General features: G+C 70.8%; 7 protein-coding genes. All 7 read right to left on the bottom strand.

Features of this window, described 5'->3' with window-relative positions; translation table 11 throughout:
- Positions 1-7: 7 nt before the first annotated feature.
- The 7 genes from HOV77_RS17005 to HOV77_RS16975 are packed head-to-tail and all read right to left on the bottom strand — an operon-like array spanning position 8 to position 26954.
- The gene (locus HOV77_RS17005) at positions 8-6400 is read right to left on the bottom strand and encodes a non-ribosomal peptide synthetase (RefSeq protein WP_290863363.1); all 6393 of its coding nucleotides are present in this window, start codon (positions 6398-6400) and stop codon (positions 8-10) included.
- Complete coding sequence (locus tag HOV77_RS17000; RefSeq protein WP_290863362.1) at positions 6387-12746, bottom strand: non-ribosomal peptide synthetase; 6360 nt, start codon at positions 12744-12746, stop codon at positions 6387-6389. The genes HOV77_RS17005 and HOV77_RS17000 overlap by 14 nt, the downstream gene beginning before the upstream one ends.
- A complete protein-coding gene (sbnB, locus tag HOV77_RS16995; RefSeq protein ID WP_290863360.1) occupies positions 12739-13749 on the bottom strand; it encodes a 2,3-diaminopropionate biosynthesis protein SbnB in 1011 nt (336 codons plus the stop codon). The genes HOV77_RS17000 and sbnB overlap by 8 nt, the downstream gene beginning before the upstream one ends.
- A complete protein-coding gene (locus HOV77_RS16990) occupies positions 13743-15905 on the bottom strand; it encodes a lantibiotic dehydratase (RefSeq protein WP_290863358.1) in 2163 nt (720 codons plus the stop codon). Before HOV77_RS16990 ends, sbnB begins: the two co-directional genes overlap by 7 nt.
- The gene (locus HOV77_RS16985; protein WP_290863356.1) at positions 15902-21163 is read right to left on the bottom strand and encodes a type I polyketide synthase; all 5262 of its coding nucleotides are present in this window, start codon (positions 21161-21163) and stop codon (positions 15902-15904) included. Before HOV77_RS16985 ends, HOV77_RS16990 begins: the two co-directional genes overlap by 4 nt.
- Positions 21160-26019, bottom strand: a complete 4860-nt coding sequence (locus HOV77_RS16980; RefSeq protein ID WP_290863355.1) for a non-ribosomal peptide synthetase — start codon at positions 26017-26019, stop codon at positions 21160-21162. Before HOV77_RS16980 ends, HOV77_RS16985 begins: the two co-directional genes overlap by 4 nt.
- The gene (locus tag HOV77_RS16975; protein ID WP_290863354.1) at positions 25995-26954 is read right to left on the bottom strand and encodes an ornithine carbamoyltransferase; all 960 of its coding nucleotides are present in this window, start codon (positions 26952-26954) and stop codon (positions 25995-25997) included. Before HOV77_RS16975 ends, HOV77_RS16980 begins: the two co-directional genes overlap by 25 nt.
- Positions 26955-26979 lie beyond the last annotated feature (25 nt).

Here is a 26979-nt window from a genome sequence, read left to right as displayed (position 1 = left end):
GTCGCCGTCAGGCCAGGCCATCACCGCCTCGCCGGCTGCCGCCGGGCCGCACTACCCGCGCCAGCACCTCGGCCAGCCCTGCCACGTGCGGCGGCAACATCGAGGTGACGTTCCCACCGCTCACCCGGTGAACGGTGACCTCGGTGGCCAGCGTCTCCCAGTGCCCGACGTACTCCGGCAGGGTCAGCCCGGCCAGGCTGTCATGGACGCCGCCCGCCAGTTCATCGCACGCCAGCAGGTGCAGGGCGCCGCCATATCGGCCGAACCGGTACGGCAGCCGGGCCTCGACCTGGCTGCGCCAGCTCTTCACCGCGATCGGCCAGATCTCCTCCAGATCCGGATCGTCCAGCGCGTCGTGGAAGGCCTCCACCACGATGGACGGCAGCAGCTCGGCGATGCGGGCCTGCAACCGCTGGATGTGCTGTGGGTCGGTCTCCACCGCAAGGCGCTCATACGCGTCGTCGCATTCGGCCAGTTGCCGCAGGTTCGCCCCGCCGCCGACCTGAGCCTCGGCCACCTGCAGCACCGGATCGTGCAGGATGAGCGTCACCTGCTCGCCCGCGTCGACCAGCGTACGGGCCATCTCCCAGCCGATGGGCGCGCCGCCGCACCAGGCGAAGACGTGGTACGGCCCGGTCGGCCGCGACGCCCGCAGTTCGGCCAGGTAGCCGGCCGCGAGGTCGGCCATGGAGGCCGCCGCCCGGTCCGGATTCGTCAGCCCCGGGTGCTGGAAGGCCCCGACGTCGAGCCAGTCCGGCAGATGCTCGGTGAGCCGCTGATACCAATGCGCGCTGCCACCGCCGGGGTGTACACAGTAGAGCGTCGGCGCGCCCTCGTTCCGGCGGCGGAACCACACGAGATTGGAACCGGACGGATTGTCCAGCACCGACAGTGCCTTCGGCCGCTGTGCTGCGGCGGGACCGTCACCCGGGTCGGCGGGTGCGGCGTCAGGCAGGAGCGGAGCGAGCCAAGCCGCCAGTCCGGCGACCGTCCGGCGTAGCAGCACTTCGGTCGGCGAGACCGGGACGTCCAGCTGCCGGCCGAGGCGAATGGCGATCCGCATGGCCGCCAGCGACGTCCCGCCGGCGTCGGCGAAGTCCTGCTCGACGTCGACCACGTCGCCCAGTTCGGACTGCCACACGCCGGCCACGATCTCCTCCAGAGCCGTGCGGGGCCGTGTTGCCGGCCTCTTGCCCGCCGGTGCCTGATACGGCTGCGGAAGCGCCTGCAGGTTCACCTTGCCGCTGCTCGTCGTGGGCAGCTCGGGCACCACGATGACGTGGGACGGCACGAGTAACGCGGGCAGCCGGCTTTGGGCCAGCTGCTTCACCTCGTCGACGTCGATCGGCTCAGCGTCCGGGTCGGCGACGAGATACGCCACCAGCGACGGTCGCCTGCTGTCCCGGACCGGAGCCACGACCGCGCGGCATACTGACGGATGGGTGGTCAGCACCTCTTCGATCGCGGCTGATCCAAGCCGAAGGCCGGCCGCCCGCAGCTGATCGTCGATCGGGCTGACGGCCTCCAGCACATCGCCGTCGAGCCAGCGTACGCGTTCACCGGTGCGCAGCAGCCGGCCACCGGGCGTCCCGAACGGATCGGGCACGCACTCCTCGGCCGTGGCCGCGGCGCTGGCCGCGTACGGGTCGGCCACCCCGACTCCGCCGAGGTAGAGCTCTCCGGGCACGCCGACCGGCACCGGGGTGAGCTGCGGGTCGAGCACGTACGCACGCAGGTTCTCAGACGCGTGCTCCACAACCGGTCGAGGCAGCATGGTCGGCGGGATCTGCGCCGACGCCGCGGCGGACGTCAGCAAATGCGCTAGTTCCGGTGGGGCGAGGATGGTCCCACCGGCATCGCCGTCGACGTCCGCCAGCATCTGGCGTAGCACGCGGTTGTACGCCTCGGCGAGCCACGCGAGCCGCTGCGGCCGGATTCGCTCGCCGAGGGCGGTGAACGCGACGACGCCGGGGAGCACCGTGATCTCGAGCGGGAACTCGTTCGGGCTGTCGTCGTCGGTCTGGGTGACTTCGACCCCGCTGCCGTCGAGCAGGTAGAAGTCGAGGAAGTTGAACACCGCCTCGACCAGTGGCTCGGTGGTGCCGGCTAGGGCCCGCATCGCCGGCAGGGCGAATCGCCGATGCGGCAGCAGCGCGGTCTCGGCTGCGGCGGCAGCGTGGATCAGCTCCCGCCACGTGCCGTCGGGACGGGAGCCCGGGACCGGCACCGTGTTGAGATACATGCCCAGCACCTGGTCGCCGCCGCTGATCTCGGGGCGCCCGTTGCACACCAGGCCGCAGAGGAACCGGTCCTGCACCGTGATCGCGCTCAGGACCTTGAGGAAGGCGGCGAAGAAGACGCTCTTGACCGGCACTCCGACCGCCGTGGCCAGATCCCGGATGGCGACGGCGTCGGCTCCGATGGGCTGCATCACCGTATGGGCCGGGCCAGCCTGACCCGCCCACTCCGTCGGAAGGCGCAGAGTCTGCGCTTGCGCCAGGACGCCGGCCCAGTAGTCGCGGCTGGTCTGGTCGGCGATCGCGTCGCGTTCGGCGGCTACGAAGTCGGCCCACCGCCGCACCGGCGGCGTCAATGGCGCCGACGGCTCATCGGTACGCAGCGCCGTATAGCGGTCCATCACCTCACGGAGTAGCGAGTTGTGGCTCCACCCGTCGAGGATGACGTGGCATTCCATCCAGGCCAGCGTCCAGCGAGCCGCCGAGGTGCGGTACGCGTACAGCCGCCACAGCGGGGCCTCGCCGATGTCCATTGGCTGCAGCCGTTGCTGCTGGGTCGCCTGCCGGATGTGCCGGGTCTGCTCGGCGTCGGTGAGCCCGGTCAGATCTTCGACGAAGATCTGCACCTCGCGGTCGGCGTGCACCAGTTGCAGCGGCTCACCGTAGTTCACCAAGTCGAAAGAGGTACGCAGCACCTCGTGCCGGCGGACGACCTCCCGGACGGCTCCGCGCAACGCCGCTTCGGACAGTGGCGCCCCGTCGTCGATGAAGTACAGCGTGAAGTTCTGATAGGGCAGCCGTTCGGCGTCCGACATCATCTCGTAGAGCATTCCGGCCTGCACCTGCGTCACCGGGTACGCGTCGACGACGCCGTCGGGCAGACGGGCGCGGTCGGCGGCGGAAATCTGGCTGAACGGCTCGGCCGCCGACTCCGGAGCCATTGCGCCGGCGCTGGTCGCCACCGCGCTCAGGGCCGCCGGCGTACGGTGCTGGAACACATCCTGGACGGTGATGCCGACACCGCGCTCCTTCAGCGCCCCGACCAGCCGGATGGCGCGCATCGAGTCGCCGCCGAGAGCGAAGAAGTCGTCGTCGGCGCCGACCCGGTCGACGCCGAGGACCTGCGACCAGACCGACACCATGACCGCCTGATCGGCGTTACGCGGCGCGACGTATTCGCCGTCGATCTCGCGGCCGGACGACGGTGCCGGAAGCGCCCGCTTGTCGAGCTTGCCACTCCGGGTCAGCGGCAACTCCGGCAGGAACACGTAGCGGGCGGGCACCATCGCGGCCGGCAGCAACCCGGCCAAATGCGACCGCAGTTCGGCGGCGGTGACCTCGGTGTCGCGGCGACTGACCACGTAGGCGACCAGTTGCGCCGGGCCGGACGCGGAGCGGTGCACGACGACGGCCGCCGCGGCGATCCGCGGGTGGCCCGCCAGCCCTGCCTCGATCTCACCGAGTTCGATCCGGACGCCGTGTAGCTTGACCTGGTTGTCGATCCGGCCGAGGAACTCGATCGTCCCGTCGCGCCGCCAGCGGACCAGGTCGCCGGTGCGGTACATGCGACGGCCCGGCTCGGCCGCGAACGGGTCGGGCAGGAACCGCTGGGCGGTGATCTCCGGGCGGCGCAGATATCCCCGGGCCAGGCCCACCCCGGCGAGGTACAGCTCGCCGGGACAGCCCACCGGCACCGGCGAGAGCTGCTGATCCAGCACGTAGACCGCCATATTGCTGATCGGCGCGCCGATGGGCACACTCGGCGACGTCAGACCGGCCAGCTCGGCCGGGTCAACCTGGAAAGCCGTGACGTCGACCGACGCCTCGGTCGGCCCATAGAGATTGTGCAGCCTCGCCGTGGACCACGCGGCGAATCGCCGGGCGGTGACTGCCCGCAACGCCTCACCACTGCAGTACACCTGCCGCAGGCTGGGCGGAGCGTCGGGCACGGTGTCCAGGTACGCGTCCAGCACCGACGGCACGAAATGCAGGTGCGATATCTGTTCTCGGCGGATGGTGGCATCGAGCCGGGCCAGGTCGCGGTGTTCGCCGGGGGCCGCCATGACGAGCGTCGCGCGGTACATCAGCGGCCAGAAGAACTCCCACACCGAGACGTCGAAGGTGTACGGCGTCTTCTGAAGCACACGATCACCGGGTCGCAGCTGGTAGGCCCGCTGCATCCAGTCCAGACGGTTGACGATCCCGGCGTGATCGATCATCACGCCCTTGGGCGTACCCGTCGATCCCGACGTGAAGATCACGTAGGCGAGGTCGAGCGGGCCGGTGGGCGGCAGGCAGACGTCCGTCGGTCCAGCGCCATCCGGTGAGACGATCCGCGGGCCGCCCTCGAACTTCCCTGCGGCGTCCGGCCACGCCACAACGACACCGGCACCCGCCTGGCCGACGACGGCCTGCAGCCGATTGGCCGGATCGTCCGGGTCGAGCGGGAGGTACGCGGCTCCGGCCTTGAGAATGGCGAGCAGCGTCCACACGAGTTCCAGACTCCGGGGCAGGCATGCACCCACCACATCGCCACGGCGTACGCCGAGGCCGGCGAGCAGTTTCGCCAGTTCCTCGGAGCGGCGGTCCAAGTCGCGATAGGACAGATCGACACCGTCGGCGCGAACTGCGATCGCGTCGCTGCCCGCGTGCTCACCGATGATCTCGGGCAGCGTGGCGTCCCGCACCGCCTGAGAAACGCCGGTCGACTGCCGCATCAGCGAGGTGTGTTCGGCGTCGCTCAGCCAGCAAAGTCGGGTGACTGGTAGCTCCGGTTCATGTATGGCGTGCTGGAGAAGGCGTACGAAACGGTCGGCCAGCGCCTGCATCGTCACCCGGTCGAACAATGCGGTGGCGTAGTCCACTGCACCGTGCAGTTCGCCGTCCGGGCCACGACGCAGCCCCAGACTCAGGTCGAGCTTGACCGAGCTGGGCGCCACCGGCTCGTCCACGAGGTCCAGGTCGCCGAACTCGGGCTTGGTCGCGAGGCCGTCCTCTTCGATCAGCAGGAGCGCGGACACCAGGGGATTGCGGGACAGATCGCGATCCGGCTGCACCGCGTCGACCACCCGGTCGAACGGAATGTCCTGGTGGATCATCGCGTCGCGGACGACGTGCCGGACGCGGCCGATCAGCTCCGCGAACGACGGGTCGCCGGCGCAGTCGATACGCAGCACCACGGTGTTGATGAACGGTCCCACAACCTCGGCCGCTCCCGGTCGCGTACGCCCGCTGACCGGAGAGCCGACGGCGATGTCGGTCTGGCGCGTCAGCCGCGACAGCAGGGTGCCGTACCCGGCGAGGAGTACCACGAACGCGGTGGTCCGGTGAGCCTGCGCGATCTCGGCCACCCCACGGGCGACCGCCGCCGGAACGGTGAACAGGACACGCGATCCGGTCGGATCCCGAGGCACGCTACGCGGCCGGTCGGTCGGCAGTTCGAGTTCGTCCAGATCGGCGAGGTTGTCGCGCCACCAGTCGAGACCCGCCTTGGCCTCGTCGCTCGCCAGGAACCGCTGCTCGGCTCGGGCGTGATCGCCGTATTGCGCCGCCGCCGACCGTGGCGAGGGCAGCCCGGTCCGCGCCGCCCGGTAGATGGACGCGAGGTCGGCGCACAACAAATCCGTCGACCAGCCGTCGCAGGCGATGTGATGGATGTGCATCACCAGCACGTGCTCGTCGTCGCCGAGCCGGACCAGCGTCGCCCGCCACACTTGTCCCCGGGCCAGATCGAAGCCGCGCCGAGACTCGCGGTCCAGCAACGCCGACAGTCCTACCTCGTCGGTGGCCAGCACAGGCAGATCCACCGCCGTCGGCGGGGCGACCACTGCGACCGGCTCGCCGTCGCGCAGCTCGTATCCGGTGCGCAGGATCTGGTGGCGGGCGATCAGGCCGGTGAGCGCCCGGGTCAGCGCCGGGACGTCGAGGCTCCCCCGCAGCCGCAGCACCAGCGGCACCAGATACTCGGTGCCGCCCGGATTGAGCTGCTCGAGGAACCACATCCGCCGCTGCGCAGACGACAACGGGATCGGCCCATCGGAGGCGGGCTCGGCCGGAGACGGCGGTACGCGACGCGTACCTTGCCCGGCGAGCCGCTGCCGGACCAGACGGCGGCGCAGCTCGGCGGCGGGGTCGACGGTGGCGGGCTGGCTACTGTCGTTCATCGTTCTCCCCGGAGGTGTGCTCGACGGCCCGCCCAAGGTCACCCGCGAGATCGTCGCCGCCTTCCCGCAGGAGTGCCGCGACATCGTCGTCGGACAACTGCCCGACCTCGGCGATCACCGCATCGGTGATCATGGCGGTCTGGCTGCGGACGGTGGTCGCATCGAACATCTCGCCGAGCGACACGGTGACGCCGAACAAGTCTTGAAGTCGCGTGTGCACCCGGGTGACCATCAGTGAATTGCCGCCCAGCTCGAAGAAGTCCGCGTCGTCGTCGATCTCCGGCTCGCCGAGCACGTCGCGCCAGATGCCCCGGATGAGATCCTCCGTCTCCGGGACCGGCGCATCGTCCAGCCCGACGTCACCGGCGGGAGTTTCCGGCCCGTCGACAGCGACGGCGGGCAGCCTCCGCGAGTCCACCTTGCCGTTGGGGGTCAAGGGCAGCTCGGTCAGCGTCACGACGTGCCGCGGCACCATGTACGCGGGCAGCCGCCCCCGAAGATGCGCGCGTACGTCGTGGGCGGTCGGCGCGGTGGAATCTCCCGCGACGATGTACGCGGCCAGCTCAGGCGTTCCGTGCGACTCGACCGCGACGACCACCGCGGCGCGTACGCCGGGATGGGTGAGCACTGCCGCCTCGACCTCGGCCAGCTCGACCCGGAATCCGTTGACCTTGACCTGGCGGTCGGCGCGGCCGTGAAAGTGCAGCACTCCGTCGGAGTCGCGGCTGACCAGGTCGCCCGAGCGGTACATGCGCGAACCGGGGACGTCGGCGTACGGGTCGGGCAGGAACCGCTCGGCGGTCAGCGCGGGCCGGCCCGCGTACCCCCGCGCCAGGAGGGCACCACCGAGGTAGAGCTCCCCCGGCGTACCGGTCGGCACCGCCCGAAGGTTCTCGTCGAGGACGTAACCGATCCGCCCGCCGACCTCGGTGCCGATCGGCACGACCGACTCCGGTGCCAGCTGATTGCCCAGGTTGGCCGAGACTTCGAGGAGGCTCGCCGTCACCACCGCTTCGGTCGGCCCGTAGCAGGCAAGGAACTCGCCCGCCAGGCCGAGGGCGTGCCAGCGGTGGACGTCCGTCGCGCGTACGACATCGGTGCCGATGTTGACCACCCGCAGCGTTTGCAGGCGGCGGTCGCCGGGCTCGGCATGGTCCAGGAAGTCACGCCACGCGGTCGGCGGCAGGTCGAGGAACGTCACGCCGTGCGTTTCGACGTAGTCGGCCAGCTCGGCGGGGCTCCACGGCCGGGCCGGGCCGAGGACGAGAGTCGCGCCCGCGACGATCGTGACGCCGAGGTGCTCGCACACGACGTCGACGAACGGCGGGCTGGTCAGCAGCAAGCGGTCGGCGGCCGTCATCCCGTACCTGGTAGCCACGCTCGCACAGTGCGCGAGGAACGCTCCGTGGGCGACCATGACGCCCTTGGGCTCCCCAGTCGAACCCGAGGTGTGCACGACGTACGCGAGCTGGCCCGGTACGGCGGCGGGCGGCCCGGCGCCCGGCGCTGCGGCAGGCGATGCGTCGCCCGGCACGAGGACGGCCGGTCCGTCCGGCGGCAGGTGCTCGGCGATCTCTGAGTGAGCGACGACGACACCCGGCTTGATCGAGTCGAGCATCGACGCCAGACGGTGAGCGGGCGACGCTGGATCGAGCGGGACGAACACCCCACCGGACCGCATGGCGGCCAGTGCGGCGACGACGAGCTCGGGCGAGCGCGGCAGGCATACCGCGACCGGGATCTCGGGGCGTATGCCGAGTCCGCGAAGCTGCGTGGCCATGCGATCGGCTCGGTCGTCCAGCTCGGCATAGGTCAGCCGCTGGTCGTCCTGCTGGACGGCGATCGCGTCCGGCGTGACGCGGGCGCGGCAGCGCAGCACCTCCGGCAGCGTGGCCGGGGTGAGCACCCGGACCGTCTGCCGCTCGTCAGCCACGATCTCGCGTAACAGGTCTTGGTACTCGCCGATCAACCGGGTGATCGTGGCCCGCCGGTACAGGTCCGTCGCGAACTCGGCGATGCCCAGGTAGCTTCCGTCCGGCTCCGCGGTCAGCGTGACGGTGAGGTCGTACATCGCGGTCGGCCACGGAATGCGGACGTGGGAGAGGTCGCCGTCAGCCGGGAGGCCGGGAAGGTACGACGGCCGCTCCGCGCCGACCTCGAACATGATCTGGAACAACGGGTTGCGGGACCGGTCACGCTTGACCCGCAGCCCGTCGACCAGCCGGTCGTAGGGCAGATCCTGGTGCGCGTACGCCGTGCGGGCGCTCTCCCGGGTGCAGGCCAGCACGTCGAGGAACGTGTCGTCAGCGCCGACCGTGGTTCGCAGCACGAGGATGTTCGCGAAGTAGCCGATGAGGCGGTCGACCTCCGGCGATGAGCGTCCCGCCACCGGTGTGCCGACCACCACGTCGTCGGTCCCGGCGACTCCGGCCAGCAGGCAGGAGAACGCGGCGAGAAACGTCATGAACGGCGTCGCGCCCGCCTCGCGTCCGATCTGGACGATCGGCGCACCCACCGCCGCGGGGATGCGGAAGGCCAGCGACTCGCCGCGTCCCTGCCACACCTTCGGGCGGGGGTGGTCGCACGGGATCTCGGTGGCGCGCGCCCCGGTCAGCTGCTCGCGCCAGTACGCCAGCTCCCGCTCCGTGTTCTCCGCCAGCCAGGCCGACTGCCAGGCGGCATAGTCGGCGTACTGCACGTCGGGCGCGTCCGCCGGAGCACGCAGTTCCTCGGCGAACGCCTGGGCCGACACGCCGTCCCAGGCGATGTGGTGCGCCAGGACCACCAGAGACTTACGCCCGGACGCCGTGACGACCAGCCGGCCCCGCAAGACCGGTCCGGCCGCCAGGTCGAACGGGCGTCCGGCCAGGTGGGCGATGTCGCCGGCCAGATCCTCGTCGTCCCGGCGTACCTCGTCGATCTCCAGGCGAGCCTGCGGATCGATCACCTGCCTCGGCTCATCGCCGACAAGGAGGTAGCGGGTGCGCAGGATCTCGTGGTTCCCGGTCAGCCTCCGCACGGCGGCGGTGACCGAGGCCAGCGTGGCGTCGGCGTCGAGCGGGAAGATCGCCGGGACCATCTGCTCCGGGCTGCCGGGACGCAACGCTTCGGCGATCCACATCCGCTCCTGCCCGGCCGACAGCGGCAGCGGTCCACCACGCGGTACGCGTGCCACTCGGTGCTCCGGGGCCGGCTGGTCCACGGCCGGTACGCGCAGCAACGCGGCCTGAGTCTCCACCGTGGTGGCCGAGTAGAGCCGAGACAGCGCGATGTCCCTGCCGAACCGCTTTCGCAGCCGGTTGGCGAGCAGACCGAGCTGGAGCGACTGGCCGCCCAATGCGAAGAAGTCGTCGTACACGCCGACGCTCTCGCAGCCCAGCAGCGCGATCCACTCGTCGGCCACACCCCGTTCGGTCTCGTCCCGCGGCTCGATGCGCTCCGCGGGCGCGGTCGCCGGGAGGTCTCGCTGAAGCAGCGCCACCCGATCGATCTTGCCGCTGCTGGTCTGCGGCAACGCGTCGAGATGGACGAACACCGACGGGATCAAGGCGTCCGGCAGCGTCTGCCGTAGCCGGGCGCGCAGCTCGGTGGCTTCCGACCTGCCCTCGCCGGCGAGATAGGCAATCAGTTGCCGCCCACCGTCGGGCAGCGTACGCACGACGACCGCCGCCGCCGTGACCGTCGGCGGGTCGATCAGCGCCCGTTCGATCTCGGCCGGTTCGATGCGGACCCCGTTGACCTTCACCTGATCGTCGCGGCGGCCGAGGAACTCGAGCACCCCGCCGGGGCGGCGCCGGACGAGGTCACCGGTGCGATACAACCGGGAGCCGGCCGGGCCGAACGGATCAGGCACGAAGCGCTCCGCCGTCAGCTCGGGCCGGGCGTGGTAGCCACGGGCGACGCCGATGCCACCGGCGTACAGTTCGCCGATCCCGCCGGGCGGAACCGGGTTGCCCTCGCGGTCGAGGACGACGGCGCGCATGCCGTCGAGGGGGCGGCCGATGGGCACCGGGCCGTCCTGCTGCTCCGGCGGCCACGCGTACTCGGTGACGTCGATGGAGCATTCGGTCGGGCCGTACGTGTTGTAGATCGTGACGTCGACGAGTTCGCGCACACGCGCGCACAGTTCGCCGGTCAATGGCTCTCCGGCACTGAACAGCAGCCGCAGCGCCGAGCACTCCTCCCACCCGGGCGCGGACACAAGCTGCCGCAGAACCGAGGGGACCACCTGCAGGACCGTCACCGCCTCATCGGCGACCGCCCGTACCATCGCCTCCGGATCGCGTTCCACGCCCGGCGGTGCGACGACCACCGTTCCGCCGCTCGCCAGGGGCGAGAAGATCTCCCAGCCGGCGGCGTCGAAGGTCAGTGCGGTCTTCTGCAGGACGCGGTCGGCCGGGCCGAGACCGAGGCTCCGGATCGGCCACAGTGCACGGTTGGCGATCCCGCCGTAGGTGATCACCACGCCCTTGGGGCGCCCGGTGGAGCCCGAGGTGTACATCATGTACGCCGCCAGATCCGGGCGGAGCGCGGGAATCGGCGCACGCCGGCCGTCGTCGGAGACGGTGTCGACGCAGAACGCCGTGATCCCGAGCGCGGCGAGCCGGTTCACGTTCTCCGTCGTCGTCACCACGGTGCGGAGGCCGGCTTCCTCGACGATCAGCCGCGTACGCGCCCCTGGGTGCTGCGGATCCAGCGTGACGTAGCAGGCGCCGAGCCGGCCCACCGCGAGGAGAGCGCAGACTGCGGCCGCACCCCGGTCGAGGTAGACGCCCACTCGCGTCTCCGGGCCGACGCCTTCGGCCGCGAGATGGGCCGCCAGGACCTCGACGGCGCGCTCCAGCTCGGCGTACGTCATGGTTTCGCCCTTGTCGACCAGCGCGGTCGCATCCGGGGTGCGGAGGGCCTGTGCACGAAACAACGCCGGGAGCAGAGGCACATCGGGCTGCGCCGGGGCGGTAGTGAGCTCCTCCCCCACCGGCACCCGTTTGACGTCGGCCGCAGGATCGGCCGCCAGGGCGCCGACGAGCGCCATGAACTGATCCAGCAACGCGTACGCCGTCTCTTCACGGAACAGGGCGGTCGAGTACTCCAGCTCGACGTCCAGCCCGCCACCGGCGAGCGGCACCACGTGCAACGTCATGTCGAGCTGCGAGCCCTGTGGCGTCATCGGCAGCGCCACGGAGGTCAGCATCTGCCGGTTCTCCTCCATGGGCATGTTGAACCCGACCTGGGCCAGCGGCGCGCGGTTGCGCGGATAGCCGGGGCGGACCTCCCGGATCAGCAGGTCGAACGGCACGTTCTGGTGGACGAGCGCCTCCGACACCCGGTCGCGCACCTGCTTGAGCAGTTCACGGAAGGTGAGCGAGCCGGTCAGGTCGGCCCGGACGGGCACCATGTTCACGAGCATGCCGACCATGCGCTGCAGCTCCGGCCGGTTGCGCCCGGAGACCGTCGAGCCGATCAGGAGGTCGTCCTCGCCGGTGTAGCGGCGCAGCAGGACGGCGTACGCCGCCAGCATGGTCATGTAGGTGGTGACGCCTTCGGCCCGGCTGAGCGCGCGTACCTGGTCGATGACCTCGGCACTCAGCTCCCGCTGCACCGTCGCACCTGCCAGGCTGCGCTCTGCGGTCCGCGGATGGTCGGCCGGCATGTCGAGCGGAGCGGGCAGATCGGCCAGCCGGCCACGCCAGTAGTCGAGATCGCGCGAGAAAGCCCCGCCGGCCACACGCTCGCGCTGCCACGCGGCGAAGTCGGCGAACCGCAGCGGCAGCGGGGTCCGGGGCAGTGCTCCGGCGAGTTCACTGCAGACGAGGACCAGCGAGGAGGCGTCCATGACGATGTGATGCGCGCCGAGCATGAACATCCGGCGGCCGGACGGGGTGACCAGGACGGCAGACCGCCATAGCGGGGCTTCGTCGAGCTGGTACGGCCTGGCCGCGAATCGCAACGCCGCAGTACGCACGGCGTCGAGGTCGTCGCCTTCCACGGTGATCTCTTCAAGCACGACAGACAGCGACGGCAGGACGGTCATGCAGGGCCGATCGCCGCCGGACAGCACCGCCATCCGCATGCTGTCGTGCCGGGCCGCGATGTCGTTGAGGTCCTGCTGAATCCGCGCGAGGGGCAGGCCGTCGGGTATCCACTCCGCGGCGATGAGGTTGAACAGCGGGACGTCCCCGGCCAGTTGTGCGATGAGCCAGACCGCCTCCTGTGCGAACGACAGCCGCACAGGGAAGTCGCCCGTCCATGGTGGAATGACGTCGACCGGGGCCGGAGCCGCTCCGCCGCCACTCTTGAGAAGCTGGGCCAGCAGTTGCTGCTTGAGGGGCGACAGCTCAGTCATGGTTCGTCTCCGCAGCGGGCAGGAAGTCGTCGACAGCTGTGCCCAGTCCTCGTTGGTTGGCCGTCGCTACCACCAGGTCGGCGACGGCGAGGTCGAGAATCCCCAGCCCGAACGGCGACACGACGGTGATCCGGGACGGGTCGCGGTCGGCCGCCTCGCCGCGAGCCGCCAGTTCGCCGATCGTCGCGGCGACGAAGTCGCGGTTACCCACCTGCTGCTCCGCCAGGTGCACCGAGGTGTTGGCGCGGAACACGTGGTCGGCGTCGTCGACGACGTTCGCTGCCGTCACGATGACCTCGGGAAGCACGTCTCGCAGCGAGATGTGCAGGAGCAATGTCCCCGGGACGAGCCCGCTGAAGTCGAGGTGTGGTTGCAGGGCGTTGGTGGCGACGCTGATGAGCGTGTTCTTAGCCAGCGCGGTGGCCAGATCGTGCTCGACCCGCACCGTGAGATCGGGCAGGTCCGCCGCGCACCGCTCACGCAGCCGTTCGGCTCGGCCGGGTTGTGTGTCGTACGCGGTGATCTCGCTCAAGCCGGGCACCACGTGGCGCAGGAAACGCAGCACCGCGAAGTTGATCACCCCGCAGCCGAGCACGGTCACTCCGTTGCCGTCGGTGGCGGCGGGGAGCAGCCGGGCCGCCAAGGCCGCGCCGGCCGCCGTCCGCCAGGCCGAGATCGTCGACCCCTCGAGGAACGCCAGCGGCCGGCCGGTTTCCAGACTGTTGAGGATGACGGCCGCGGACGCCCGCTCGAGCCCGCGGTCGATGTTCGCCGGGAACGACGAGATCCACTTGACGCCGGCGATCGGCTGCCCGCCGCCCAGGTACGCCGGCAGCGCGATGATCCGGTTCCGCGGTTCGTCGGGAAATCTGAGGAAGACCGAGTGTGGCAGGGACGATGCACCAGCCGCGTGCGCGACGTAGGCGTCCTCGACCGCCTGCAGAACCGCGACCTCCTGACCTCTCAAGGCGTCTTGAACGTCACGGTGAGTGAGAATCAACATGGCGATCGCCTTACTGTGGTGGCGAGGGCGGGCAGGACACGTGCGGTGCTGTCCACCGCGACGAAACGGAACTCGGTGGTGTACCGCCGGCCGTCGCCGTCTTGGAGCCAGAGCTGGTCGGGGCCGGGCAGCATCTCCTGGAGCCGGATCGGGCCGCTGGTCTCCCGTCGCCAGGATCGGGCCAGGTTGGCCAGTAGCACCGGCGCGGACAGGTCCACGTAGAACGGTTTGGGCTCGGAGGGCATCTGCGCGAACAAGTGCCGCGGCAGACCTTGCCCGGCCAGCCAGGCACTGAGGACTTCGGGCCGGTAGCCGGACTTGGTCAACACCCCGGCCGGCAAGTCGCCGGGTTCGAAGGCCCACGTCGCCCGGCGGATCACCAGATCGTCGAGGAGGACCCGGGGTCCGGGCACGGGCAGCCGGAACAGGTTGACCGCCAGCGCCGACAGGAACTCGCCGAAGAATTCGCGTACGGGATGCGCCCAGCTGTTCCGATCCGGCCCGGCGACCAGCTCGCCCTGCTCCAGCCACACCGGCAAGGCAGCGGCCGGCCATGCCGGGGACCCGTCGGGCGTACCCATGTCGTCGCTGTGCGACCAGTAGAGGTAGCGATCGGGCACGTGCATCGCCGGCGGCGGATAGCGGCGCGAGTCGATCTCCGGCCCGTACGGGTAGCAGGGCACGATGCGGCCGCCCGCCATGTCCAGCGCCATCAGGTCGTCCAACCGGCCGGCGTCGTCGGCGAGGGTGTGGAAGAACCGCGACTCGAGGGTGTTCATCGCTACGTGCAGCTCACCCAGCACCCAGAACGAGTCGTCGCCGTGCTGGGCGTACAGCAGGTCGGGGCTGTGCTGGCGAGCGGCCGCCCAGCCGGGCTCACCGGCCGGGAACAGCGCCGACACCAGTGGCGCCGCATCGGTGCAGCTCAGCCGGACCGGACCGGCACCCGGGTCGGTGCCGACGTCGGCGAGGATCTCGGCCCATCGGAGCGTGAAGTCCCGCGCAATCTCGTGGACGACCGTCCTCGGCGCGCCTGACAGAATCTCCGCAGCGGCCAGGAAGAGATCGGCGAGGGTCACCTCGCTGCGTCGCTTGCGCAGGCCGGCGTACACCTGCTGCAGCTCCTCCTCGACGGCTTCGCCGAGCTGAGCCGTGAGCCAACGGGCCGACTGCAGCAACAGCGCGAGCGGTGCGGCCAGCTGCTCGACCGTCCCGGCCGGGATTCGCACATCCAGGTCACGGCGGCAGTCGAGGTACGCGAGGGTGCGGCCCGTGCCGGCGTCGGCCTTGGTACGCGTCGCCGGCTCGCCAGTCATCGTGGCGAAGTGCCGCTCCAGCTCGATGAACGCCTCGGAGAGCTCGGCCGGGCGCAGGGCCGCCTTCTCCGCCTCGGCCAGGGCGCTGAGCAGTTTGTCGATTCCGGACAGCAGGTCGTCGCGGTCAGGCGTCGCAAGCGCGGCGACCTGGCTGCGCAGACTCTCCTCGGGGTGAGCGCTGGGCCGCACGGCGAAGCCGGACTTCACCAGACCGGCGTCCAGCAGCGCGCTGAGATGACCGAGATCGGCGGGTTCGAAGTCGGCGGCGGTCGCCCCACCGCGTACCCGGTCGAGGACGGCCAGCTGCTCGGGGCTCAGCGCCATCGGCGGCCGATACGGTCGCATCGCCTGATCGCCCACGATCCCGACCGACGGGTTGACCCGCAGCGGCAGATGCGGTGCGACCCGGGAGTCGGCGGCCAGCGCCGCAGCCAGCGCCCGCACCGCCCACAGCTCCAGCGACACCTCCGAGCGCCGGACCGCCCCAGAGCCGTCGGTTCGCAGATCAACTCCCGGCTCGCAGTCCAGCTGCGCCCACCCGACCGAGCCGAAGAACCCGATGCTGTCGTTCTTCGCGCAGTATCGCTGGGCGTACTTGGCCAGCACCCCGAGCCGGTACGAGGTGAGCCCCGGCTCCGGCTTGCCCGCCCAGCTGGTCACCAAACCCGGGTTCTGCCAGGTGAGGGCGGCCAGGAACGACGGCTCGGCGAGCAGCTGCCGCAACGCGGACGCGGGGTCGCCGGTCAGCCCCGCCAGCCACGAGAACGGCAGGCCGGCACCGCGTACCGGGGCGACCGGCCACAGTCCCCAGTCGTCGTCGAGCCGGACGAGACGGCTCATCGGACGCCCTGCTCCCACAGCAGGTCGGTGAGCGCCGCGATGGTGGGATAGTCGAAGATCGCACCGATGGACAGTTCCACCCGGAACTCGTCACGAACCGCGCCGACCAGGGAGATCGCGGTCAGTGAGTTGCCGCCGACCTCGAAGAAGTTCGCGTCGACGGGGATGTCCGGGTCGCCGATCGCATCCACCCACAGCGCCTTGACCCTCGTCTGAACCCCCTCGTGTACGCCGGTGGAGCCGCTGTCGCCCGGGGGCGCGACGGGCGCAGCCGCCGACGGCTCCATCGGCTTGGCGACCGGCGTAGGCTGCGCGACAACCTGTACGGCGGGCGGTGGCGCGACCGGCTGCCGCGCGACGCGTGGCGCGGTCGGCGTGCTGAGCGGTCGAGCTCCCGGTTCGACGAGCACCTGACCGGGATGGTCCCCGCCGAGGATGCTCAGCGTGAGCGCCACGCCCTCGCGCGGATCGATGCCGGAGTCGCCACCCGGGCTCTTCGGCGCGGCGGTGCCGCCGGTCACCTGCTCCGCGCCGGCCACCTTGCGCAGGGTGAAGCCGGACCCCCGGACGAGTAGCCGGCCCTCAGGGTCCATCAGGTCCACGTCCGCCCTGATCACCCCCGCGCCGTCCGGCAACCGGCGGGACTGGGCGAACAACCGCATCGGAAGGCGCCGCAGGAACACCACGGACTCGACGCAGAACGGAAGGTGCAGCCCGTCCGCCGGACGCCGGAACGCGGTCGTAGCAGTGTCCAGAAGGGAGGGATGGATCAGATACTCGTCCAGATCGCCGGCGAACTCCTCGGGCAGTTCGATGGAGAGCAGCATGTCGTCGATCTCCGGCTCGGAACGCGTCAACGTGGCCGTCACGTTGTTCCAGCGGGGGCCGAGCCGGAACAGTCGCGGTTCGTCCGCGTCGGACTCGTCCAGTGGATGCCGATGGGTCGACTGCAACGCGACGACATCTGGTGCCTCACCGACCTCGCCGACCGGCGCGATCTTGGCCCTGGTGTGTCTGATCGCGGTCGCGCCCGGCTCGTCCAGCGGCCGCGACCACAATTCGATCACGCCGTCCGGATGCAGCCTGATCTCCACTCGTCGCGTCTGTTCGGCCGCGAGTGGCAGGTGATAGACCACATCGTTGAGGCGAACGGGAAGCTCACGACCGGTGATGGCGCAGTAGCCGCGCAGAATCAGATCGAGCTGGCCCGTGCCGGGCAGGATCGCCTTTCCGGCCAGTCGGTGTTCGTCCAAGATCGGGCTGATGGCGGGTCCGAGCTCGGTCGACCATGTCTGCACGCCGTAGTCCGCTGCCATGCCGACTTCGGCCCACGACGGCCAGTTGATGGACACGGCCGGCACGCCTTGGTGACGCAGCACCATGGCGTACGCGTCCTGGAACGCGTTCGCGGCGGCGTAGTCGGCGCTGCCGACCAGTCCGTCGGTGGCCGCCCGGCTGGAGAAGCAGGCGAAGAAGTCCAGCTGCGACCCCGTACGCAAGGCTTCGGCAAGCAGCACCGTCCCGCGTACCTTCGGCGCCAGCACCTTCGCCGCGTCGGCCGGATCACGGAACCGCACGAGTCCGTCGCCGGGCACTCCAGCGAGGTGGAACACCCCGTTGACCGGCCCGAAACGCGCGACGGCCGCGTCGAGCGCACGCTGCAGCGCCCGCTTGTCGGCGACGTCCGCGGCGAGCACCCGCACCTGAGCGCCCAGTCTGGTCAGCTCGGCGATCTGCGCCCGCAACCGGGTGGAACGATCGTCGGTCGCGTCGTCGGCCAGACCGGTACGGCTCACCAGAAGTAGCCGCGGTCGCAGTCCGGTCCCGGCCAAGCCCCGGGCCAACGCCAGGCCCAGGCCGCCGGTTCCTCCGGTGATCAGGTAGTGCCCCTGCCGACGCAGGATCGACGCCGGGACCGGCGTACCCGCCGACTCCGGGTAATGCGGCCGGACGCCGGCCACCCAGCGCCGGGAACCGCGCAGCGCCACGACCTCGTGCTCGCGCCAGCGAGCCAGCTCGCGCGCGAGCTCCTTCTCCTGCTCGGCGCGGACGTCGACGACCCGGCAGCCGAGCTGCGGCGCCTCCTTGGCCAGCGACTTGGCGAACCCGACGAGCATCGCCGCCACCGGGTCGACCTGCTCGCCGCCGGTGACGTCGATCGCACCGCGGGCGACGACGAGCAGTCCCGGCGCGGCGTCTGCTGCCATCGAGCTGATCACCTGACTGACCGCGAACAGGCTGCCGAAGCTATGGTCGACTGACCCGCCGAGGGCGCTGCCCGACAGCTCGCCGGGCATCGTCATGGCGTGCACGACCAGACGCGGGGGCGTACCCCGGCGGTTCAGCTCGTCCAGCACCCGCGTGTAGTCGGCCCGTTCCCCCGGGCGCACCCGGAACTCGCCGAGCGTCTCCCCGTACGCGTCGGCCGGCCGAGCGATCGACAAGGTCGCGCCCGCCTGTTGCAGGGCCAGCACGAGCGGAAGGCTGTCGGCTTCCCCCTCAGGCGCCAGCAGCAGGCAGTGGCCGTCGAGGACCGCCTCACTCAGCGGCTCCGCCTCGGACCACACGATCGTCGACAGTGGCGTGTCCTGCGGCGGCGCATCCACCGGCGTGGGAGCGGACGCCGCCGGTGCCGCCTCGGCGATCGCCGGAGTACGCAGGGCGAGCGGCTCCACCCAGTGCCGACGGCGCTGGTACGGATATCCGGGCATCGGCACCCGGCGTACCTCGCCGAGGTCCTCGCCCTCGACGTCCCAGTCGACGTCGTGGCCCTCCGCCCAGACCCGAGCGGTCGCCTCCAGCAACCCGTGCTGCGGTTCCAGGACCGGGATGAACGCCGAACCCGCCACCCCGGCCAGCTTGCCGAGGTTGCTGAGCACCCGGTCGGGACCCGTCTCGAGCATCAGCCGGGGACCGTCGTCGAGCAGCGCCCGCATGGCCCGGTCGAATCGGACCGGCGCGGCGACTTGTTCCGCCCAGAAGGCGGGGTGGATGGTCTCCCGCTCACCGATGAGCCCACCGGCAGCGGCCGAGTAGAACGGGATCGTCGGCGGGTTGAGGGTCACACCCTCGAAGGCCAGGCCGAATCGCTCCGCGGCCGACGCCATGAGCGGACTGTGGAACGCGCCCGCCGTGTTCAGCCGGGTGGCGGCGATCTTGTGATCCCGCAGCATCGCCAGGGCCCCGTCGATGTCCTCGGGAGCGCCGCTGAGCACGCACTGCCGCTCGGCGTTGACCACGGCCACCGTGACCCCGTCCGGAAGCAACGGCACCAGATCGTCCAACGGCATCGCCACCGCGAGCATCGCCCCGGCCGGGGCGCTTTCCATCGCCCGGCCACGCGCCGCCACCAGCGTCACCGCGTCTGGGAGCGAGAAGACACCGGCGACCGCCGCCGCGGCGAGCTCGCCGACGCTGTGACCGATCACCGCTGCCGGGCGTACCCCACGGGCTAGCAGTGCTCGCGCAGTGGCGTACTCAACGGTGAACAACAAGGCCTGAGCTGCCGCGGTACGCGTCAGCAGCGCCGGGTCCGCGGCGAGCCAGTCGTCGCGGAGGTCCATCTGCTGCTGCGCCAGCAGATCGAGCACTTCATCGGCCGCGGCCGCGAACGCCGCGTCGGTGCGATAGGCGCTGACGCCCATTCCCGGGCGTTGCGACGCCTGACCGGGGAAGGCGAATACGACGTCGCGCCGTCCGCCACCGGGCGACGTGATCAGCTTCTGCCCGGTACGCAAGGCTGCCGCGGCGTCGGCGGCGTCGGCGGCGATCACGGCGAAGCGCTGAGGATGGGCCCGGCGACCGCGCTGCAGGGTATGCACGGCGGCCGCGAAGCCGGCTTCGTTCTCCGCGTCGCCGAAGTACGCGGCGAGGTTGTCCTGATACTCGCGGCCGGCTTGTTCGCTGCGCGCCGACCACACCACGATCCTCGGCCGGGTGGGCGCTGCGGTCACGGGGCGAGTCGGAGCCTCCTGGACGACCACATGCGCGTTCGTCCCGCCGACGCCGAATGAGCTGACCCCGGCGACCCAGGGCTTGGTGTCCGAGATCGTCGTCATCCGGTCGGCGATGACGAACGGCGAACTGTCGAGCTCGAGTTTGGGATTCGGCTCGGTGAAGTTCAACGTTGCCGGAATGCGGCCGTGCCGCAGCGCCAGAATCGCCTTGATCAGCGACGCCACCCCGGCGGCATGCCCGAGATGGCCGACACTCGCCTTGACCGAGCCGAGCGCCACCCGCGCGTTGCCGACGTCGCCGACCGCACGCAATGCCCGATGCAATGCCGCCACTTCGATGGGATCACCGAGTGGCGTACCGGTCGCGTGGCACTCGATGAAGGACAGGTCCGCTGCGGTGACGCCGGCCATGCCGAACGCCTCGGCCAGCATCGCCGCCTGTCCTGGAACGGACGGCGCGGTGAATCCCGCTCGCTGCGAGCCGTCGTTGTTCACCGCGCTGCCGCGAAGCACCGCGTGAATTGTGTCGCCGTCAGCGAGTGCGTCTGCGAGACGTTTGAGCACCACCGCTCCGGAACCGCTGGAGAACACCGTGCCGTCGGCCTTGACGTCGAACGGCCTGACATGGCCGTCTCGGGAGAACGGGCTGCCCTCCACCCACAGATACCCGTGCCCGAACGGCATCTCCACCTCTGAACCGCCGGCCACCGCGATGTCGCATTCGCCGTTGCGGAGCGCCTGCCCGGCCAGATGCACCGCGACCAGTGAACTCGAGCACGCCGTCGCGACGGAGATCGCGGCACCCCGCAGGTCCAGCTTGTACGCGGTGGTGATCGCAACGTAGTCGGTGTTGTTGAGCGCGGTGATCGCGAAACTCTGAGCGGCCGTCGCATCTCCGGTGAAGCCCAGATGCAGATCGAGATACCGGTTCGAACCGGCCGCGCCGTAGACGGAGATCGTCGCGTCGGTGTCGTGCGGGTTGTAGCCGGCGTGTTCGAGAGCGGCGTGGGCGCTTTCGAGGAACATGCGGATCTGCGGATCCGTATGGCTGGCTTCCCGGGGCGTGTATCCGAACAGCGCCGAGTCGAAGTCCTGGACGTTCGGCGCGTTCGCGTACGCCTTGACGTAGTCCCGGTTGCGCAGCATCTCTTGCGGAACACCGTAGTCTCGCAGCTCGTCGTCGGACGGGAAGGTGATGCTCTCCACGGCGTCCTGCAAATTCGCCCAGTACTGCCCGATGTCCGGCGCGCCGGGAAAGCATCCGGCCATACCCACGACCGCGATGTGGTGGCTGTCGCTCACGACATCTCCCTTCGTATCTTCGCGCGAACCGACTGACGGCGAGACGCGTCTACCGCGATAGGAGTGCGGGTGGCGCGGAAGCCGGGGGCGGCCGCGGCCCCACCCGCCAGGTGCGCGGCCAGGGCCCGCACGGTGGACAATTCGAAAAGGGTCAGCATCGGCACCTCGAAGCCGAGGCGGTCCTCAAGCGCGATCTGTGTCTGAAGCATGAGCAGCGAGCTGCCACCGAGGTCGAAGAAGTTGCTGTCGAGATCGGGCGCGCACTGCAAGACCTCACGCCAGACGTCGGCGATCTGGCGCTCCAGCCGCGAGAACCGAACGGTGTGGCCGTCGATCCCATCCCCGGGACGCCAGGGCGGGAGCGCGTCCCGATCGAGCTTTCCGTTGCGCGACAGCGGAAGCGCCGCCATCTCCACCACGCCCGCCGGGATCAGGTGCGGCGGCAAGGTGGTACGCAGATCGCCGCGCAACTTCGCGACGCTCACCGTTTCGCCCTCGGCGGTGACGACGTACGCGATGAGCCGCCCCGCCGACGTCACCGTGCGGCAGTCGGCGATGTAGCCGAGCGCCCGCATCGCGGCGTCGACCTCCTGCGGTTCGACCCGGAACCCGGCGACGTTGACCCGGTCGTCGGCCCGGCCCAGCAGTTCGATCACCCCGCCGGGCAAGTACCGGCCGAGGTCCCCGGTCGCGTACTCCGGGCCGTATCCGTCGGCCAGATAGGCACTGCGCACGACGATCTCGCCCCGCTCGCCGACGGCAGCCGGGTGCCCGTCCGCCCGGGTCACCCGCACGTCCGTGCCGTCGACGCCCACGCCGATCGGTATCCGCCGCTCGCCGCCGCCGATGCGGTCATCCGGCCCGACCCGATACCACGCGGCGACCTGCGGAGTCTCCGTCGTCCCGTACGCGTTGACCACGGTCACCGACGGCGCGACGGCCCGCAGCGCGGCCACGTCGGCGGCGAACAGCTGGTCGCCGCCACAGAGCACGACGCGTAACCGGGGCAGCGGCCGCCGAACCGTCGTGATCATCCGCAACAGCTGCGGAGTCACATGGGCAACCGTGACCTCTTCGGAGTCGAGCCAGGCATGCAGATCGCGGGGTGAACGAATGAACTCGTCCGGCGGAATCCGCACCGAAGCGCCCACGGTCAACGGAGCGAACACGTCCCGCAGGAGAGGATCGTGCGCCAATCCGGACAGCATCGCGAACCGGTCGGCGGCGTCGAGCCCGAAGCCGGCGGCGTACACGTCGAGGAAATGCGCGAGCGGCACGCCGCTGGCGCGCACCGGTTTCGGCGAGCCGGTCGTGCCGGAGGTGAAGCCCACGTGCCCGGCCGGGCGCGAGGGCGCGGACAGTGCCCCGCCCGCGCGGATCGGGTCGATGGCGATCGTGGGTCCGAACCGGTCCCCGAACGTGGGCGCCGTCCCGCTGAACAGGATCGCCGCCGTTCCGCCCGCGGCCTCGAGCTGCGCCCGCAGCCGTGCTTGCGGATGGCCCGGATCGAGGATGGTGAAGTCGGTCCCGGCGGCCCAGGACACCAGCAGGCCGGCCACGAGCGACCTGGACCGGGGCGCGTAGACCGCCACCCGGTCCCCGGGACTCACGTGCCTCGCGAGTTGCGCGGCGATGGCCGACGCCCAGGCCGCAAGCTCGGCGTAGGTGACCGCACCGGACTGATCAGTGATCGCGATCGCGGCCCCGGCGTCCCGTACGCGATCGGCGAAGCTCTCCAGCACTGCGCGGGCCGGAACCGGTTGCCGTGGTTCGTCGAGCGGAGTCGAGGCGAGCGGGTGCTCATTGACCGGGCGGTCCGGCCGGTCGGCGACCGCTGAGAGCAGTGCCGCGAACTGATCCACGAACGCGGCGGCGACGCGTCCGTCCACCGTGGCCGGATCGTGGATGACCGTCAGGCCGAGATGCCCGCCGAAGTCGGTGACATAGACGTTGAAGTCGAACAGGGGCCCGACCGGATCCTGGTCGATCACCCAGGTCTTCAGCCCGGGGATCTCGGGTGCCGGGTCGGGATCGCCGAGAAAGTTGAACCAGGTGCTGAACGAGACGTCGGTTCCGGCACGGCGCAGGTGGTGATGCACGACGTCGAAGGGAATCGCCTGGTTGGCCGTGGCGTGCGCGATCGCGGCCCGGGTCACCCGGACCAGATCGGCGAAGGTGGCCGTCTCGGGCGCGGTGACGCGGATCGCCGCAGTGTCGACGAAGAAGCCGGCCAGGTCCTCGGTCCCCGCTACGGTGCGGGTGCCCAGCGGAACCCCGATGACCTGGTCTTCCTCACCGGCCCAGCGACGTAACACTCCGGCCAGCGCGGTGAGTAGGACGACGAACAGCGTCGTACGGTGCTCCCGGGCCAAGACGCGCAGGTCCGCGGTGAGATTCGGGTCGAGGGTCCGCCGATGGATTTCCGGCCCCGATTCAGCCGCCGGAGCGAGTGGGGCTGGGAAGCGGTACGCCGGCGGGCACCCGTCGAGCCGCTGGGTCCAGCTGCGCAGCTGCGGTTCGTACTCCCCCGCACCGAGCCGGTCGGCGTACCAGACACTGTAGTCCAGGTAGGACAGTGCCGGCTCGGGCGATGCCGGGATGTTCCCGGCGCGCAGCGCCCGGCATGCCTCACCGAACTCCGTCAGCAGTACGCGTACGGTCTGGGCGTCGGAGACCAGATGGTGCAGGGTAAGCACGAGACGATGTTCACCCTGGCCGAGGCTGATCAGCGCGGCTCGCAGTAGCGGCGGCCGGGTCAGGTCGAACGGGCGGCGGACCTCGGCGGCGATCCAGTCCTCCGCCGACCCGGCGTCCGGCAGGGTCAGCAAATGGAGCGGGAACTGCGCCGGGGCCGGCGCGATCCGCTGCTCCGGCCCGCCCGCGCCGGCCACGAAGGCGGTCCGCAGAGCCGGGTGGCGCGTCACCAGGTGGTGCAGCGCTCCGGCGACGATCGCCGGGTCGACGTCGCCCGCCAGGCCCAGCACGACCGGGATGTTGTACGCGGCCAGCCCGTCCAGCTGGTTGAGCAGCCAGAGCCGCTGCTGGCCGGGTGCCAGCGGCCCGGTGGTGCGGTTCGGATCGGGCACGATCGCCGAGGACGCCGCCGATCGTGCGACCGCCGCGACGACCTCACCGAGGGTCGGCCGTTCCAGCAGTGTCCCGGGGGCCACCTCCACGCCCAGCTCCGCTCGCACGGCTGCCACGAACATGGCCGCGCGCAACGAGTCCCCGCCGTGCTCGAAGAAGTCGTCGTCGGGCGCGGGCGCGGCCGTGTCCAGCACCCGGGCCCAGATCCGGCGTACGCCCGCCGCGAGATCCGCCCCGGCCGGATCGTCGGCTTCCACGTCGGCGGACCTCCGCCGCTGCCGGCCCAGGGCGGCCAGGTCCACCTTGCCGTTCGGCGTGACGGGGAACTGCGGCACCACTGCGACGACCGCCGGCACCATCGCGCGGGGAAGCCGCGTCGCCACGAAACGGCGTAACTGCGCGACGTCCAGGTCGTCCGCGGCGACCAGGTACGCCACGAGTTCCCGGCGGCCGCCGACTTCCTCTACCGCGACCGCCGCGGCGGCGACACCGGGACAGGCGGCGAGAACCAGTTGCACCTCGACGAGGCTCAACCGCACGCCGTGCACTTTCACCACGTCGTCGGCCCGGCCGAGATGGACCAGGGCACCGTGATCGTCGAAGCGTACGAGGTCACCGGTTCGGTACCGGCGGGTGCCGTCGGGACCGGGCACGAAACGCGCGGCGGTCGCCGCCGGATCGCCGAGATAGCCCCGAGCGAGCTGTACGCCGCTCAAGTACAGCTCGCCCTCCCCGGTCTCGCGCAGCTCCCCGTCCAGCACTGCCAGGCCGGTCGAGGCGAAGTCGGCGCCGATCGGCACGGAGCCGGCGTACGCCGTGTCCGGGTCTGTCTGGAAGTACGTGTTGTCGATGGTGGCTTCGGTCAGCCCATAGGTGTTGAAGAGGGCGACCTTCGGCCCGAAGACATCACGCGCCTCGCGATACTCGTCAGCCGACCACAGTTCCCCGCCCACGATCACGTGACGGACCGAGTCGAGTCGATCGCCGGTCGTCGCCAGGTGCCTCACCAACGGACGCAGGAGCGAGGGCGTCAGTTCGAGGTATTCCGCCGCGGAATCGTCGACCAGTCGCACGAGGTCTGGCGGACTTGTCAGCGTCTCGTCCGGGCACATCACCAGACAGCCACCGGTGAGCAACGTGCGGGCCAGGTCGCCGGTCGCGACGTCGAAGCCGAAGCCGGCCAGCTGCAGCACGCGCTTGACCTCGTCACCCATGCGATACAGCCGGCGGTAGGAGTCGACCAGCGCCAGGAGGGATCCCTGACTGATCGCCACGGCCTTCGGCCGGCCGGTCGAACCCGAGGTGTGGATGACGTAGGCCAGATTGCGGGCATCACAGCCGCCCGGCGTCGGCCGACGGGCGCTGATCGCCCGGTCCACCAAGGCGACGGAGCCTTCGAGGCCGCTCAACCGGCGGCGAAACCCGGCCTCGGCCAGCGCGGCGGCCGGCCGCACCTGCTCCAGGATCGAACGCCACCGTTCGCGGGGGGCCAGCGGATCGAGCGCGAGATAGGCCGCGCCCGCCTTCCAGACCCCCAGCACGCACACGGGCAGGTGCACGGTCCGGCCGACGGCGACCGCGACGACGTCCTCGGCACCGATCCCCCGGTCGCACAACCAGCCCGCGATCTCGTCCGAGCGCCGGTCCAGTTCGGCGTAGGTCGTGACGACACCGCCGTCGTACACGGCGGCGGCGTCCGGCATCGCCGCCACGACGTCTGCGAAGCGGTCACGGGCGGTTCCGGTCACGGCTGCCGTCCGCGTACGCACCACTCCAGCACGGCCTTGGCGCTGTGCATCTTCTGCTCCGCCTGCCCGAACGCGATGCTCGCCGATCCGTCAAGGACCTCGCGGGTCACCTCCTCGCCGCGATGCGCGGGCAGGTCGTGCATGAAGACCGCCCTCGGGTGCCGGCTCATCAGCGCCTCGTTCACCTGGAACGGCGCGAAGCTGGTACGCCACTCGGGATCCGCCTTGGAGGTGCCCGTCGTCTGCCACCGCGTCGTGTAGACCACGTCGGCGTCCTCGATCGCCGCGGCAGCGTCGTGGACTTCCACCACAGTGGTACCCCGCTCGGCCGCCTGGGCCCGGGCCCGTTCCAGGAACGCCGGCTCCAGCCCGTAGCCGCGCGGTGTCGCCAGGCAGAACTCGACGTCGGCGTACCGCGACAGGGCCAAGGCGAGCGCCGACGCGGTGTTGTTGCCCTCGCCGAAGTACGCGATACGCAGCCCGCCGACCTTGCCGAAGTGCCGCTCGAGTGTGGACAGATCGGCGATGGCCTGCGTCGGGTGCTCGTCGGCGGTCATCGCGTTGACGATCGCCATCCGATCCTGAGCCAGCAGCGCACGCAGCTCGGCCGGATCGGCGGCGGTCCGGACGACGAGAGCGTCGAGCATGGTGCCGAGCACCCGGGCGGTGTCCTCGATGGACTCACCGGTGTTCAGCTGCAGATCTTGGGGGCCGTACGCGACATGGCCGGCGCCCAGCCGCAACGCCGCGGTCGCGAAGGCCGTACGCGTACGCGTCGAGGTGGTCCGGAAGAAGCTTCCGACGACGCAGCCTTCCAACGGGCGTACGCCAGCCGACCCCGGGCCTGCGTACCACGCCGACCGCTGCACCAGGTAGTGCAATTCAGCATCGCTCAGGTCGTTCACCGAGGTTAGGTGTCGCACCCGTCCGAGACTTCCGTGCCGAAGATCCGCCATCAATCCCAGCCGGGAACGTTGGCGA

The organism is Hamadaea sp., from assembly GCF_013362815.1.
Classification (GTDB): domain Bacteria; phylum Actinomycetota; class Actinomycetes; order Mycobacteriales; family Micromonosporaceae; genus Hamadaea.
Note: the sequence above shows the minus strand (reverse complement) of the source record. Positions and strands in the feature narration are given on the sequence as shown.